This window comes from Aedoeadaptatus coli, assembly GCF_900343085.1.
GTDB lineage: Bacteria > Bacillota > Clostridia > Tissierellales > Peptoniphilaceae > Aedoeadaptatus > Aedoeadaptatus coli.
In genome coordinates this window covers 57,766-73,547 of record NZ_OPYI01000010.1, presented here as the reverse complement: position 1 = coordinate 73,547, position 15,782 = coordinate 57,766, and the positions used below count along the sequence as shown (strand labels likewise).

15 protein-coding genes are annotated in these 15,782 nt (G+C 50.5%); 2 read left to right on the top strand and 13 right to left on the bottom strand.

The annotated features are described in order from the left end of the window. Positions 1-3 precede the first annotated feature (3 nt). From DG046_RS06705 to rpsB, 9 genes are all read right to left on the bottom strand, one after another. Positions 4-4,218, bottom strand: a complete 4,215-nt coding sequence (locus DG046_RS06705) for a PolC-type DNA polymerase III (RefSeq protein WP_234411476.1) — start codon at positions 4,216-4,218, stop codon at positions 4-6. Then, positions 4,215-5,273, bottom strand: coding sequence for a flavodoxin-dependent (E)-4-hydroxy-3-methylbut-2-enyl-diphosphate synthase (gene ispG / locus DG046_RS06700; protein ID WP_108831737.1), 1,059 nt, complete (start codon positions 5,271-5,273; stop codon positions 4,215-4,217). The genes DG046_RS06705 and ispG overlap by 4 nt, the downstream gene beginning before the upstream one ends. An 8-nt stretch (positions 5,274-5,281) precedes the next feature. Then, positions 5,282-6,280 (bottom strand): RIP metalloprotease RseP, encoded by a 999-nt coding sequence (rseP, locus tag DG046_RS06695; protein WP_108831736.1) that lies wholly within the window; start codon positions 6,278-6,280, stop codon positions 5,282-5,284. 8 nt (positions 6,281-6,288) lie between these two features. Further along, the gene (locus DG046_RS06690) at positions 6,289-7,059 is read right to left on the bottom strand and encodes a phosphatidate cytidylyltransferase (RefSeq protein ID WP_108831735.1); all 771 of its coding nucleotides are present in this window, start codon (positions 7,057-7,059) and stop codon (positions 6,289-6,291) included. Next, on the bottom strand, positions 7,060-7,773 hold the full coding sequence (locus tag DG046_RS06685; RefSeq protein ID WP_108831734.1) for an isoprenyl transferase: 714 nt from the start codon (positions 7,771-7,773) through the stop codon (positions 7,060-7,062). Positions 7,774-7,824: 51 nt separating this feature from the next. Further along, on the bottom strand, positions 7,825-8,385 hold the full coding sequence (frr, locus tag DG046_RS06680; RefSeq protein ID WP_108831733.1) for a ribosome recycling factor: 561 nt from the start codon (positions 8,383-8,385) through the stop codon (positions 7,825-7,827). 12 nt (positions 8,386-8,397) lie between these two features. Then, a complete protein-coding gene (gene pyrH, locus DG046_RS06675) occupies positions 8,398-9,105 on the bottom strand; it encodes a UMP kinase (protein WP_108831732.1) in 708 nt (235 codons plus the stop codon). A 13-nt stretch (positions 9,106-9,118) separates the two neighbouring features. Beyond that, the gene (gene tsf / locus DG046_RS06670; RefSeq protein ID WP_108831731.1) at positions 9,119-9,763 is read right to left on the bottom strand and encodes a translation elongation factor Ts; all 645 of its coding nucleotides are present in this window, start codon (positions 9,761-9,763) and stop codon (positions 9,119-9,121) included. Between the two features lie 77 nt (positions 9,764-9,840). Then, complete coding sequence (rpsB, locus tag DG046_RS06665) at positions 9,841-10,623, bottom strand: 30S ribosomal protein S2 (RefSeq protein ID WP_108831730.1); 783 nt, start codon at positions 10,621-10,623, stop codon at positions 9,841-9,843. Between the two features lie 186 nt (positions 10,624-10,809). On the opposite strand from rpsB, the gene DG046_RS06660 reads away from it, so the two are divergent. After that, positions 10,810-12,039 (top strand): aminopeptidase, encoded by a 1,230-nt coding sequence (locus DG046_RS06660; protein ID WP_108831729.1) that lies wholly within the window; start codon positions 10,810-10,812, stop codon positions 12,037-12,039. A gap of 94 nt (positions 12,040-12,133) precedes the next feature. On the opposite strand, the gene rpmF is transcribed toward DG046_RS06660, so the two are convergent. The 3 genes from rpmF to DG046_RS06645 form a co-directional block, all read right to left on the bottom strand. After that, positions 12,134-12,322: a 50S ribosomal protein L32 gene (gene rpmF / locus DG046_RS06655; RefSeq protein ID WP_077075207.1), complete on the bottom strand. Its 189-nt coding sequence runs from the start codon at positions 12,320-12,322 to the stop codon at positions 12,134-12,136. A 19-nt stretch (positions 12,323-12,341) separates the two neighbouring features. Beyond that, positions 12,342-12,785, bottom strand: coding sequence for a YceD family protein (locus tag DG046_RS06650; RefSeq protein ID WP_108831728.1), 444 nt, complete (start codon positions 12,783-12,785; stop codon positions 12,342-12,344). 130 nt (positions 12,786-12,915) lie between these two features. Beyond that, positions 12,916-14,106: an acetate kinase gene (locus tag DG046_RS06645; protein WP_108831727.1), complete on the bottom strand. Its 1,191-nt coding sequence runs from the start codon at positions 14,104-14,106 to the stop codon at positions 12,916-12,918. A gap of 93 nt (positions 14,107-14,199) precedes the next feature. Between DG046_RS06645 and DG046_RS06640 the strand changes: the two genes are divergently transcribed. Further along, positions 14,200-15,318 (top strand): nucleotidyltransferase family protein, encoded by a 1,119-nt coding sequence (locus tag DG046_RS06640; RefSeq protein ID WP_159082085.1) that lies wholly within the window; start codon positions 14,200-14,202, stop codon positions 15,316-15,318. A gap of 29 nt (positions 15,319-15,347) precedes the next feature. On the opposite strand, the gene DG046_RS06635 is transcribed toward DG046_RS06640, so the two are convergent. Then, positions 15,348-15,782: an ATP synthase subunit B family protein gene (locus tag DG046_RS06635; RefSeq protein ID WP_108831725.1), complete on the bottom strand. Its 435-nt coding sequence runs from the start codon at positions 15,780-15,782 to the stop codon at positions 15,348-15,350.

The window sequence follows — 15,782 nt, the reverse complement described above, 5'->3', positions numbered from 1 at the left end:
ATATCACATTTTGGCACTGTCGCCAATAAGATCCATCATGCTTAACTGGTTATCTTTCGGGATTCCTTGAAGGGCGCCGTGGGCTTTCAGGGTCTCCACGACGGTTTTCGACGCGCCGCTTCGATTCACCATGTCTTCAACGGAAAGGAAGGGCTGTTCGTTCATGGCCTCATAAATTTCCTTCGCTACTGTATGGCCGATCCCCTGAAGGGAACTGATGGGCAGAAGCACCTTGCCTTCGTAGACGGAAAATTTCTCGTAATGAGAAGCACCTAAGTGAATTGACTCAAATTCATAGCCCCGCGCCATCATTTCCAATACGACTTTTAAAATAGGGATTTCAGACTGTTCCGCTTTCGTCGCCTCATCGTTTCCTTCGATCCATTCAACACGCTGCTTAACGGCATCATAACCCTGAACCAAAAGGTCGCCGTTTAAGTCGGAAAGCTTCGTCGTAAAATAGGCAGCGTAAAATGCCAAGGGGTAATGGACCTTGTACCAGGCGATGCGAAGACTGGTCATGACGTAGGCCACCGCGTGGGCCCGCGGGAACATGTACTTGATTTTTTCGCAACTTTCAAAGTACCAGCTCGGCACGTCCAGTGTCTTCAATACGTCCATGTATTTTTCAGGAAGGCCGCGCCCTTTTCGCACGGCTTCCATGGTGTCGAAGGCCACTTTATTTTCCGCTCCGGCAATAATCAGGTAGTTCATAATATCTTCCCGCGTACTGATGACTTCGGAGATCGTCGCTTTGTTTGAGTGCACGAGATCCTGTGCATTTCCCGTCCACACGTCGGTGCCGTGGGAAAGGCCTGAAATATTGACCAACTCGCCAAAGGTGGCGGGCTTCGTGTCCATGAGCATGCGCACGACGAAGTCTGTGCCGAACTCGGGAATCCCCAGGGTGCCCGTAGGCGACGAGAATAGGGATTCATCGACTTTTAGCGCCTCGGCGGATGTAAACAGGCTCATGACTTCGGGATCGTCCATGGAAATCTCTTCCATGGCCACGCCGGTTAAGTCTTCCAGCATGCGGAGAATGGTGGGCGCATCGTGGCCGAGGATGTCCAGTTTTAAAATATTTTCGCTAATGGAGTGGTAGTCGAAGTGCGTGGTAATGACGTTTTTCTTCTTCTCATCCGCTGGATACTGAATGGGCGTGAAGTGATGAATGTCTTCGTCTTTCGGCACGACCATAATGCCGCCCGGGTGTTGACCGCTTGTCCGCTTCACCCCTTCGATGCCCTTTGCCAAACGCAGGATCTCCACGGGGTTTTTCTGAAGATTGTTTTCTTCGGTAAATTTCTTTACCAGGCCGAAGGCGGTCTTTTCCGCCAAAGTACCGATGGTGCCGGCGCGGAAGACGAAGCCCTCGCCGAAGTAATCTTCGATGAATTTGTGGGCGGTGGGCTGATACTCCCCGGCGAAGTTTAAGTCGATGTCCGGTTCTTTGTCGCCGTAGAAACCTAAAAAGACTTCAAAGGGAATTTTATGGCCGTCGCGAATCAATGGTTCGCCACAGATCGGACAGTTTTTCCTCGGCAAATCGAAGCCAGTGCTCACTTTTCCGTCGTCGATAAATTCGCTGTGTTTGCACTTGTTGCAAACGTAGTGGGGCATAAGGGGATTGACTTCCGTGATTCCCGTCATGGTAGCGACAAAGGAGGATCCGACGGAGCCGCGGGAGCCGACATAATAGCCGTCGGCATTGGATTTTTCGACGAGCTGTTGGGCGATTTTGTACATGACCGCGTAACCGTTTCCGATAATGCTTTCAAGCTCCGTGTTCAGGCGATCTTCCACGATTTTCGGAAGGGGATCGCCATAGATTTCCCGCGCCCTTCTAAAGGCGTCGGTTTTGAGATCCACGTCGGCGTTTTTGATTTTCGGCGGATACTTGCCCGAGGGAATGGGCGGAAATACCTCGATGGCATCGGCGATCTTTTTGGGATTGTCGATGACGACGGCTTCGGCATCGTCACCGAAAAAAGAAAAGGCTTCGAGCATTTCGTCGGTGGTCATAAAATAGGCGCCGCCGTTTGTAAAGGGTCGGCCGCGGAATTTCGAGTATTCCAATATTTCGAGAAACTCGGCATTCTCCTTGTTCATATAGCGCACGTCGGAGGAGGCGATGACGGGAATGTTCATGCTTCGGCCTAAATCGATCATGTCACGAATCATGACCTTTCCGTCTTCTTCGCTCCGCAACAGACCGTCGGCATAGGCTCGCTCGTAGCGAAAGATGGGCGCCACCTCAATGTAATCCAGAATTGACGCGATCCTCTTGAGTTCATCCTCCGACGCGCCGCGCAAGTAGGCGTCGATTAGTTCGCCCCCTTCTCCCCCGGAGCCGAGAATAAAGTTATCCTTCGATTTCAGTACTTCCGATTTCAACATGCGGGCCGTTCGGAAGAAGTGGTCCATGTGCGAGGCGGAGATCAAGTGGTACATGGCCGTAAGTCCGTCGAGATTTTTCGGGAAAATCGTGAGCTTCGTCGGAAATGATTTTTCCGGCGCCTTCGGTTTTAGGCGATTGAGATCCTCAGGATTCTCGATGCCGATCTTCGCCGCCATGACCTGAAGCTGAATAAAGAGCTCCGCCGTGGCCTCGGCGTCGTTGACGGCGCGGTGGGCGCCCTGCAAATTGATGCCGAAGCGCTTCGCCAGGGTGCCTAATTTATAATTTTTCACCTGAATGTCCAGAGAACGTGCCAAAAGCAAGGTGTCGATGGTGGCATAGGGGACTTTTCCCTTCCGCCTGAATTCGATAAACCGCGAGTCGAAGGAAGCGTTGTGTGCGACCAAAATGCTGTCGTCGATAAATTCCTCAAAGCGAGGAAGCACCACGTCGATGGGATCGGCATCGGCCACCATGTCGTTTGTAATATGGGTTAATTCAACCACCTTCGGCGGAATGGGCTGCATGGGATTGACGAAAGTGGAGAAACGATCGATGATGCGGCCGTCTCGAATTTTTACGGCGCCGATTTCCGTTACCTCGTCGAAGCGCGGTGAAAAGCCCGTGGTCTCCAAGTCAAAGACGACGAAACTTGCCCCGTATTGAGCGCTCCCGGGGTTTTTAAAGATAAGCTCCCCGTCATCCACCACATCGGCATCCACGCCGTAGAGAATGCGAATGTCGTGTTTTTTTGCCGCACTCATGGCATCGGGATAACCCTGCACCACATTGTCGTCGGTAATGGCAATGGCCTCGTGGCCCCAGGCCTTGGCCTGCTTCGCGAAATCGTCGATGGTATTGGTGCCGTCCATATTGCTCATTTTCGTGTGGACGTGTAGCTCGATGCGCTTTTTCGCGCTTATGTCCTCCCGTTTTTTCGTGGGAACCACCTTCATATTTCGCGCCACGACGCTTTCCCTACGGTCGAAACTGTCGAAATCGTATTTCCCGTGAACGGAGACGGTCTTTCCCTTGGAAAAAGTTTGGGCAAAGGCGTCAGCTTCCTGATTTTTTACAAAAGCCTTCACATTGGTGCTGTCCGTCCCGTCGTAAAGGGAGAGGATAAATAGGGTTTTGTCGTTTTTTATGGGCCGCTCGTCGAAGCCGAAGACGGATCCCGTAATGGTGACGGTCTCACCGACGCGACAGTCGCCTATGGGCGTCGGGGGTTCAAATTTATTTTTTCCGAACCGGTAAGCTTCGTCGCTCTTCGCCTTTTCCTTCGCCACAGGCACATCGGTCTTTATGCCGTCGCTGAACACCGATTCTTCGCTCTCGATCAACTCGTCCAAAGCCTTTAATTCGCAGTCCCCGTCCGGACAGGCGCATTCCAGGAAATAGCGCCGGCCTGTGATTTCTTCGAGGCGCGTTTCGATGTGCATGGAGAGGACGGTCTTTTCCACTGTGGCATTGGGCACATGAAGCGTAATGCGGCTTTCTTTCACGGCAAAACAGTCTCGTTCGAGCCAAGCATCGGACGCGGTAATGGAGGCCTTCAAAAAATTATAGATTTCATCTTCCGTGTATGCCGCCCGCTCCGCTTGCTTTTCCCGGTAATTTGCCTTGACTGCAAGGGTTGGGTAGCATTTTTTCAGAAGCGTTTCAAATTCATCGCGCCAATCCCCTTCTTCGCAATCCATTTCCAGTGTCAAACCGGCCAGCTCCCGATTATAGATCACTTTTTTTATGGGTAGGGATTTATTTAAAATAAAATCCATCAAAGCGCGCTCTGATGGATGGGTATCTTTGTCGATCAACGGTGATCCCTTTCTATTAAGTCGATAAGAGCGTCTAATAGTTTCGCTTCGTCAACGGTTTCCACGACTTCGCCTTTTTTAAAGATGACGCCGCGACCGTTTCCACCGGTAATTCCGTAATCCGCCTCGCGGGCTTCGCCGGGTCCGTTGACGCGACAGCCCATAATGGCGATTTTACCTTCGAACCCCAAATTCTTAAAGCGCTCTTGTGCTTCTTCGACCAAATGAATCAAGTCGATTTCCGTGCGTCCGCAGGTGGGGCAGGCGACAATGTCGATGCCCTCGCGTCTGAGGCCCAAACTCTTAAGTATAGCCTTGGCGCAGTGTACTTCATCGACGGGATCTCCCGTTAAGGAGACCCGCATGGTGTCGCCAATGCCCTCTTCAAGTAAGGTGCCCATGCCCACCGCCGATTTCACGATGCCGTTCATGCCGGCGCCGGCCTCAGTAATGCCCAGATGAAGGGGATAATCGCTGACGCGGGAAAATTCCCGGTAGCTTTCGATGGATTGACGCACGTCCGAGGATTTTAAAGAGACTTTAATGGCGTCGAAACCGAATTTTTCCAGGGTGGCGATTTCATCCAGTGCTGATTCCACGATGGACTTGGGGTTCACGCCACGGTACTTCTCGATGAAGGCCGGCTTCACGGAGCCCGAGTTGACGCCGATGCGGATGGATACGTTCCGCGCCTTTGCCGCATCCGCTACTTCTTTCACCTTCCAGGCCTCGCCGATGTTTCCCGGATTGATGCGCAAACCGTGGACGCCGTGTTCTAATGCGTAAAGGGCCAGGCGATAATCGAATTGAATGTCGGCGATGACCGGAATGGAAATGGCGGGAATGATTTGATCCAAGGCTTCTGCATCCTCGAGATCATTGACCGCTACGCGGATAATGTCGCAGCCTGCATTTTCCAGTCGATGAATTTGATCGATGGTGGACACCGCATCTTTCGTCTTCGTGTTGGTCATGGACTGAATGCTAATGGGAGCGCCGCCGCCGATTAATACGTCGCCGACAGCGATTTGTCTCGTGTGTTTAGACAAGTTCATCGTCCTTTCTATTGGATGAATCGGGCAATATCGCCGAAAATCGTCACGTAAATCATGAGAGCAAAGAGCAAGACAAAGCTTGCCACGGAAAGCCCCTGTTCGATTCGTTCGTTTACCGGTTTGCCCGTGATTCCTTCGATTAGGATAAACACGAGCTTGCCTCCGTCGAGGGCGGGAATGGGCAGCAGGTTCATAAAGCCTAGATTCGCCGAAATGTAGGCCGTGATAAACATCAAAGAGCCGAACCCGTACTTTGCCGAGTCGCCGATCACTTTCACCACGCCTACGGGGCCGGACAGATTATCTACGCCCAGGCCCCCCGTAAATAATTTCCCTAAGACGTCGAAAATGGTGACGATAACTTTCCCCGTCATCTTGAATCCGTCGCCGATGGCTTTTACCGGATGCTTTTCGCTGGTGGGTTGAATGCCCACGATGGGGCGACCGTCTTTTTCCACGGGCTTTACGGTAAAATCGAGAATTTTCCCTTCCCGATCAATGCCGATGGTAATGGGATTTTTTGAAGCCGCCACGGTTTTGGAAAAAGCGTCCCAATCATTTATTTCCTTTCCGTCGACGGTGCGAATGGCGTCCCCTTTTTGAATTCCCGCCACAGCCGCCGGGGAATTCGGAAGCACTTCGTCCACGATTTTCGTCGGATAGCCGGTGATTAAGAGAAAAAGGGAAAAGGTCACGATGGCCAGGACGAAATTCATGCCGGCGCCGCTGACGATGACCGCCGCCCGCTTTAACAGGCTCGCGTTATTAAACGATCGCGGGTCGTCTGATGCCGACTCTTCCCCTTCCATAGCCACATAGCCGCCGATGGGCAACGCCCGAAGGCTGTATTGGGTTTCCTCCGTTTGTTTTTTATAGATTAAAGGCCCCATGCCGATGGCGTACTCATTCACGCGAATACCGACGGCCTTTGCCACGGCAAAATGGCCGAATTCGTGTATGGCGATAATCAGAATAAAGACAAAAAGTGAACCGAAAAGGGTCGTCATATAACCTCCTAAAGTGAAAAGCGGAACAGAATATAGACCATGGGGATGATTAAGAGCATGCTGTCGAAGCGGTCCATGAATCCGCCGTGGCCCGGTAAAAAGTGGCCGAAGTCCTTTATCCCCGTGGCGCGTTTAATTTTCGATGCAAACAGATCTCCCAGCTGCGCCGTAACGGAAGCGAGACCAATAAAGAGCACGTGGGTCAGCGTAATGTGAATGTCGAAAATCATGCAGTAGATCAAACCGCATAGCATGGTGCCCGCGACGCCGCCCAACGCGCCCTCCACGGTTTTGTTCGGGCTGATGGTGGGACACAGCTTGTGTTTTCCGAAAGCCATGCCCGTCAAATAGGCGAAAGTATCCGTGGCAATGGATATGACGAAGACCAGATAAAGGTAACGCGTCTTGTCCAAAGCCATGATAGGGAACAAAAAGGTGGGCACATAGATCAGTATGAGGGCAGAGATACCCATATCTTCGATCGTAAAATCATCCTCTTTTAAATAATACAGGATGAGGAAAAACAAAGGGATGGTAAATGCCACAAACCACGGCCAGCCCCGCTCGTACACCACAAAGTGAAAGGCGCAGGCAAGAAGAATGTAGTGCTCGGGAATGTTGTTGCCCTTGTGTTTAAAGGCGGAAATCAGTTCGTGACACAGAGCCAGGGAAAAGAAGAGAACGGCACATTGCAACACCATTCCGCCGAAATAGAGAATCGCCACTAAAAGAGCGATGAGAACCAAGGCCGTCGTCGTCCGTTTTAATAGATTACTCAATTATACGCCTCCAAATCGCCTGTCCCTCGTTTGATAATCGTCTATGGCTTTCTTTAATGTGTCTTCCGTAAAGTCCGGCCAAAGAATATCCGAGAACCAAAATTCCGCATAGGCCAATTGCCAGAGCATAAAATTGCTGACCCGCAGCTCGCCGCTCGGGCGGATCAACAGATCCAAAGGCGGTTGATTTTTCGTGTAAAGCTCCCTTTCGAAATCTTCTTTATCGATGGCATCGACGGAAATCTCGCCGTCTACGGCTTTTTGCGCCAGCGCTTTTGCCGCACGAAGGATTTCGTCCTGTCCGCCGTAGTTCAAGCCGATATTTAAGATGAGATCGCCGTTGGATTCGGTGCGCTCGACGGCGCCTAAGACCATCTTTCGGGTCTTTTCGCCTAAAGCGGACAGGTCGCCCATAATGTTCAGCTTCACGCCGTTTTCGTCCAATTCGTCAATGTATTGATCGATAAAGGTGTGCAAGAGATACATAAGGTTTGACACTTCCTGCTCCGGGCGCTTCCAATTTTCCGTGGAAAAGGCGTAGAGAGACAGATAGGGGATATTCAATTTATAGCAGGCCCTTACGATTTCCAAAACCCGCTTCACGCCCTCTTTGTGGCCGTAGGTGCGCGGCATGTTGCGCGCCTTTGCCCAGCGACCGTTGCCGTCCATGATAATGCCCAGGTGTTTGGGCATGGCTTTTTTTTCAGAATCCATGATTTCTCCTAAAAAGAAAGAACCCCCTTAGGGGGCCCTATTCAGTTGTATTTAAATTTCAAGTAATTCGTCTTCCTTTGCCTTCGCAATGGCGTCGATGTTTTTAATGGCGGCGTCGATGATCTTTTGAATTTCTTCTTCGTAATCTTTTTGATCATCTTCGGAAATTTCCTTGTTCTTTTCCGCTTTTTTAATCAAGTCGATGGCGTCGCGACGAACGTTTCTGATGGCAACTTTCGATTGTTCAGCATCTTTTCCTACGACTTTGATCATTTCCTTGCGTCGTTCTTCCGTCAACGCGGGAATCGCCAAGCGAATCAATTTGCCGTCGTTGGATGGATTCAAGCCCAGATCCGATTTCAAAATTTCTTTTTCAATGGCGGGGATCAAGGATGCGTCCCAAGGTTGAATGGTCAACAGACGCGCTTCCGGTGCCGTAATGCCGGCAACTTGATTTAACGGCGTTTGTTGGCCGTAGGCTTCCACGGTAATCCGGTCCAAGAGGGACGGATTGGCGCGGCCGGCGCGAATGGATGCCAATTCTTCCTTTAAGCGATCGGCAGTCTTTTGCGTTTTGGTTTGAACTTCTTTTTTGACTTCGCTAAAATCCATACAAAATCCTCCTTATTCCACACGGGTCCCCAATTCCTTGCCCATGGCCGCGTCGAAAAGATTGCTCGATTCGTCGATGCCGAAGACAAGCAGGGGGATTTCATTATCCATGCATAGAGAAGTGGCTGTCGAATCCATAATTTTTAAATTCTTGCTGAGAATATCGAAATAAGACAAATTGTCGAATTTCACGGCGTCGTCATAGACATTGGGATCGGAATCGTAAATGCCGTCGACGCCTTTTTTCGCCAGCAGAATGACTTCCGCGTCGATTTCCGCTGCGCGAAGGGCTGCCGTGGTATCCGTGGAAAAATAGGGATTGCCGATGCCTCCGGAGAAAATGACCACGCGGCCTTTTTCCAGGTGGCGAATGGCCCGGCGACGAATGTAGGGCTCGGCCACTTGTTTCATTTCGATGGCCGTCATGACCCGCGTCACAACCTCCATTTGCTCCAGAGCATCCTGAAGGGCCAGGGCGTTCATTACCGTGCCGAGCATGCCCATGTAATCGGATGTGGCACGGTCCATTTCCTTGCTGTCCCGGCCGCGCCAGAAATTGCCGCCGCCGACGACGATGCAGGTTTCCACGCCGGCTTCGGAGATGCGCTTGATCTCACGAGCGAAGAGCCTGACCACAGAAGAATCGATGCCGATTCCTTTTTCTCCCGCCATGGCTTCCCCGCTGAGTTTTAAGACGATCCTCTTGTATTTAGGTTCCATGGTCCGGGTCCGCTTATTTCATTTGTTTTGCAACTTCTTCGGCAAAGTCTTCGGAGCGTTTTTCCATGCCTTCACCGACTTCGTAGCGGCAGAAGCGACGGATGCTGATCTTTTCGCCGATCTTTGCGATAAGTTCGGTTAACAATTCGTTCACGGTCTTGTCGCCGTCTTTAATGAAGGGTTGATCCAAAAGGACGATTTCTTTGTAGAATTTTTCCAAACGGCCTTCGACCATTTTTTCTACAATGTGTTCCGGTTTGCCTTCGTTTAAGGCTTGTTCCTTTAAGACGGAACGTTCGTGATCCAATTCGTCTTGGGGAACTTCGTCGCGGGTAACGTATTTCGGGTTGACGGCAGCCACTTGCATGGCCATGTCGCGAACGAATTCTCTGAAGTCTTCGTTTTTGGCGACAAAGTCGGTTTCTGTGTTGACTTCGATCAAAACGCCGATGCGGTTGTTGTGGATGTAGCTTTCTACAATCCCTTCTGCTGCGATGCGATCGCTCTTCTTAGCGACCTTGCTCAGGCCTTGTTCTCTGAGGATGTCGGCAGCACGATCAATGTCGCCGTTGGATTCCTTTAAGGCCTTCTTGCAGTCCATCATGCCTGCGCCGGATTTGTCTCTTAATTCTTTTACCATTTTTGCAGAAATTTCCATTTTAAGTCCCCTTTCAGATACGAGTTGCACTCTCAAAAAAATAAGAGTTCCATTGGCCAGAACTCTTATAATTTGCCTTATTCTTGTTCTTTTGTATCAGCCGCACTATCCGTGATTTGATTTTCAGTTTCTTCAGATGCTTCAGGTGCTTCAGCTTCTTCTTCAGCGTGGTCTTGTGCCCCTTGTTTTCCTTCGAGAACGGCGTTAGCCATGGTTTCCGTAATTAATTTTACGGCACGAATGGCATCGTCATTGCCGGGGATGGGGTAATCCAATTCATCGGGATCGCAGTTGGTATCGAGAATACCGACGATGGGAATGCCGAGCTTTTGCGCTTCTTTAACGGCGATATTTTCTTTCTTCGGATCGACGACGTACATGACATCGGGCAGACCGTTCATGTCCTTAATGCCGCCTAAGAATTTTTCAAGACGTTCTCTTTCGTGACGAAGGCCGATAACTTCCTTCTTGGGAAGAACGTCGAAGCGACCGTCTGTTTCCATTTCTTCCAAATCTTTCAGACGAGCGATTCTCTTCTTTATGGTTTGATAGTTGGTGAGAAGACCGCCTAACCAACGTTGGTTAATGTAGAATTCTCCGCAACGCTTAGCTTCTTTTTCGATGGCATCTTGCGCTTGCTTTTTGGTACCGACAAATAAAACTTGTCCGCCGTTTTGAGCGGTTTCGCGAACGAAATCGTAGGCTTCTTCGATTTTGCCGACGGTTTTTTGTAAGTCGATAATGTAAATACCGTTGCGTTCGGTGAAGATGTATTTCTTCATCTTCGGGTTCCATCTTCTGGTTTGGTGACCAAAGTGTACGCCGGCTTCAAGCAGGCTCTTCATAGATACTACAGACATATTACCTCCAAATGTTTTTTCCTCCACAGCCCGTATGAACAAAGCGACCCTCAGGCAACGGCCAGGTTCTGAGGCTGTGTGCGTATTTGTACCGATATATTATAACACGCGCACCCTACCCTTGCAAGAATCCTTTCTCTTTTTTCGACGCCGGATTGTGGTATACTTTCAGAAAAAGGAGGAACTATGAATTTCAACGAACAATTAGATGCTTATGCTGAATTACTGATAAACACCGGCCTTTCTCTGCAAAAAGGACAGGATCTTGTGATCCGAAGTCCCATCGAGGGAAGGGACTTGGTCGTCGCCTGCGCCGAAGCGGCCTACGCCCAGGGCGCCGCCGACGTGCGCGTCATTTGGTCGGACGATGCCCTTACCCTTTTAAAATACGAACATGCACCGGAAGAGGTGCTTAACACGGTTCATGATTTCGATACGGAATTGTATCGCCACTACATTGAAAACGGCGCCGCCTTTTTATCCTTTACGGGATCGGATCCGGATTTGTTAAAACAAATCGATGCCCACAAGCTTCAGGAAGCGTCCATGAGCCGCTCCAAGGCCATGCGCTTTTACTCCGAGGCCATAATGAAGGACGAAAACCCATGGACCGTCGCAGGAATCGCTACGGAGGCCTGGGCGAAGAAAGTCTATCCCGAAGATGACACAGACGTTGCCGTGAAAAAGTTGTGGCAGGCGATTTTCGATATGTGCCGCGTCTCTGAAAACACCATCGCCGATTGGAAAAAGCATACGACGACGGTGGACGGGCAGGCGAAGAAGCTCACCGAAGCCGCATACAAATCCCTTCACTACAAAAACAGCTTGGGAACGGACCTGACGATCACCCTCCCCGAAGGTCACATTTGGGCCGGCGGCGGATCCACCTTGCCCGACGGCCGCTACTTCGTGGCAAATATTCCCACGGAAGAAGTCTTTACCCTTCCCCACCGGAGCGGGGTCGACGGCATCGTCTACGCCTCCATGCCCCTCGCCTACAACGGCAATGTGATCGATCACTTTTGGCTTCGCTTTAAAGACGGGAAGGTCGTCGATTTCGACGCCGAAAAGGGAAAAGACGTTCTCGCCCGTTTGCTCGACACCGACGAAGGCGCCCGTCGCTTAGGCGAGGTGGCTCTCGTTCCCTACGATTCGCCGATTTCCAATCGCAATCAACTTTTCTACAACACCCTTTACGACGAAAACGCCTCTTGCCACTTGGCTCTCGGAAAGGCCTATCCCACCAATTTAACCGGCGGCGGCGATTTAAATGAAGATGCGCTTTTAGAACGAGGCGCAAACGACAGCTTGATCCACGTGGACTTTATGGTGGGCACGGCGGATCTCTCCATTATTGCGACCACGGAAGATGGCGCTGAAGTGCCGATTTTTGTAAACGGCAATTGGGCAGAATAAAAGGACACTGAAGGGTGCCCGAAAAGAGAACCCCCGGTTAAACCGGGGGTTTTCTAATGCAAAAAGAGCTTCCGAAAAATCGGAAGCTCTTTTCTTATACTTCTTCAGAAGTTGCGATAACTTCTTTGCCATCGTAGTAGCCGCAGCTCGGGCAAATACGGTGGGGTAACTTCGCTTCGTGGCAATTGGGGCACTCAGCGACAGTCGTTTTATTCAGACGATAAGAAGATGCACGTCTCTTGTTTTTACGTTGTTTCGAAGTTTTACTCTTAGGTACTGCCATGTCTACACCTCCCTATCTCTTATGCTTTTTCATCAAATAGATTTTTCAAGGATTCAAAGGGGCTGATGCCTTCCGATTCACAATGGTGATCGGGATGTTCGTTTAAATCCTCACCACAGACCGGGCAAAGTCCCTTGCAATCATCATCGCACAAAACTTTGATCGGTACGGATGTTATCACTTGCGAGAATACTATTTCCGCCAACGGAAATTCATCCAATGTTTCGACGAGAAGCACGTTCGCCTCGTCGTCCTCTTCCTCATCGGTGGTTACGACCACATGGGATTCGCTGTCGATGGTTTCTTCCACCGTCTTCAAGCAGCGATCACACGGGGTTTTGATGTCGTAGGTCACGTGAACGTCGACTTCCAAGTCCCCATCGACTTTGTAGATGTCCATATCGTAGTCAACGGGATCGAGAAGATCGAGACCTTCTAAATCCAAGGGACTGTCTTCTTTCATCAGCTGACCTTCGACGTGTTTGTGGATGTCACTTCCTTGTAAAAAATCAGAAAATTCTCTACGCAAAGGTATCACCTCTAAAACTGCTGCAAGCTATTATATGATAAGAAACGGTCTCCTGTCAAGGAATTTAAACGAGTTTAGCCGTTTCCATGGCGATTTTTAATTCTTCGTTGGTGGGAATGACCAATACGGGAATGGAAGAATCGTCGGCACTGATGACGGCTTCTTTGCCGCGCATGTCGTTTTTGTCGCGATCGATCTTAATGCCTAAGGAAGCTAAGCCGTCGATGACGCGTTCTCTCGTGGAAATAGAGTTTTCGCCGACGCCGGCCGTAAAGATAATGCCGTCGCAGTGATCCATTTCGGTTAAATAGGCGCCGATGAATTTGCGGACGCGGTTTTCGAAAATATCCAGAGCCAGTTGTGCCCGTTCGTTGCCCTTTTCAGCTGCTTCTTCCAAGTCTCTGAAGTCGCTGGAAACGCCGCTGATGCCCAAGACGCCGCTCTTTTTGTTCATGACATTGGACATTTCTTCGGTAGAGAGGTTTTCTTTGTCCATGATGAAGGGAACGATGGCAGGGTCCATGTCGCCGGTACGGGTACCCATGGCCAGGCCTTCGAGAGGCGTAAAGCCCATGGTGGTGTCGTAGCATTTACCGCCGACGACGGCGCTGATACTGGAGCCGTTACCTAAGTGGCAGGTAATTAAGTTTACATCGTCGAGGTCCTTGCCGAGCATTTCAGCGGCACGTCCCGTAATGTATTGGTGGCTGGTGCCGTGGAAGCCGTAGCGACGAACTTTGTATTTTTCGTAGTATTCGTAGGGAAGGGCATAGATGTAGTTTAATGCCGGAATGGTTTGGTGGAAAGCCGTGTCGAATACAGCGACCATGGGGATGTCGCCCATGATTTCCTTGCAGGCTTCGATACCGATAATGTTCGGCGGATTGTGCAGGGGTGCAATTTCAACATTGTCGTTAATGGCTTTCATGACCTCGTCGTCGATAATCACCGATTCGGCAAAGGCTTCGCCGCCGTGAACGACGCGGTGGCCGACGGCATCGATTTCGTCTAAGCTCTTAACGGCGCCGTATTCAGCGTGTTGCAGAGAATCCAAGACGATTTTAAGAGCTGCCTTGTGATCGGCGAGCATTTCTTCGATGACGATTTCGTCTTTGCCGGCTGCTTCGTATTTTACGCGGCCGCCTTCGATGCCGATCCGTTCTGCTAAACCTTTGGCGAGAACTTTCTTATCTTCCATATCGATTAACTGGTATTTCAGAGAAGAGCTGCCACAGTTAATGACTAAAATTTTCATGTATTTCCTCCTTAAGCATTTTCATTTTGACCGCAGTTATTATATCATATAATCGTTCCTTGTCGAAGAAAAGAGATGAAAAGGATTGAAATCATGCCCTATGCACTCATCGTGGCGGAGACCAACCCTCTGCATTACGGCCATACATACCTAATCCGACGCGCCAAAGAATGCGGCTATGGCGTCGTCGTTTTAATGAGCGCCTCTTTTACGCAGCGGGGCCTGCCCGTTGTCACAGACAAGTTTACACGGGCGAATGACCTTGTGAAAAACGGTGCCGATGTGGTGATTACCCATCCGGTGCAGTCGGCCACCTCCGGCGGCGAGTATTTTTCCCGAGGCGCCATGGCTGTCGCGAGTCGATTGCCTTTCATCGACGCCGTCTTTTGCGGCACGGAATTCGGCGACAACGCGACTTTCGATGCCATTTATCGCTACGAAAAGACCGAAGAATTTCATTCCCGCCTCAGAACGGCCATGGAAAGCGGCGCATCCTATGCCGCGGCGTACAAACAGGCTTTGGAGGCGGAGGATAAATCTTGGGCTCAGGTGTTTCAGTCTAACGCCCTCTTGGCTTACGGCTACTATAAAAGCCTGAAGCAATTGGCGCCGGCGATTCCTCTCGTGATGGTGGAGCGAGCCCAAGACAACGAGAAGACATGCTCCGCATCGGCCATTCGCGCCATGATCGACCCGCATCAAATCGAGCATTTCTGCGCGGGATCAGCGCCTCAATACAAGGAATCGGATTTGGTCGAATCCCTCTACCGCTTCTACCGCGGCCTGTGGCTTTCTTCTCCCCCGGATCTCACATCCTTTGCCGGCTACGAAATCGGACTGGACAAGCGAATCCGCGCCTGTTTGCGCGAGGCCAAGACCTATGATGAATTCACGGAGCTGGCGAAGACTCGGCGCTATTCCCGCTGGCGCATCGCCCGCCTCATGTTCCACGCATCTCTCGGAATGGATAAGGCGTCCGTCGAGGCGGCCATGGCCCGTCAGCATACTTTTCAGGTCTTGGCATTTTCCGAGAAAGGGAAAGACTATCTACGCAAGGCGAAGGATTCGTCCGTTACCTTACTTACCAATTACAAACAAGTGAAAAAATGCTCTCTCGATGAAAAACGGTTCTTGGCTTTCGAAGAAAAGGCCACGGACCTTTGGAGCGTGCTCACCTCCGGGGAAATGGGACGGGATTATCGAGGCTTCTGAGCAATGAAAAAACGGCGCGAGGCCGTTTTTTAAAGCTCTTTTCTGTTTTCGTTGATGGTTTTAATCATGTCGGACAAGTGGACTTGGGTGTTTTCCAACATATTGTCCACGTAATCACGAGCCGAAAGGCGAATTTGATCCGATTCAATTTCGGCGCGGTTCATGATTTCTCTGGCCTGTTCTTGAGCGGCAAGAGTGATTTCGTCTTCATTGACGAGCTTTTGTGCTTCCACATGGGCCGCTTGAATGATTTGCTTTGCCTGCATATTGGCTTCATTGACGATTTCATCTTTGCGGTCGCGAATGCTTTGCGCTTCGGCTAAATCTTGAGGAAATTGAGATTCGATTTGGTTCAGAAGTTCGTTGACTTCTTCCTTGTCGACCATCACTTTTCCCGTCAAGGGGATCGTGGAACTCACTTCCAGTAAATCTTTTAAATCTTCGATGTAACGCATAACTTCCAT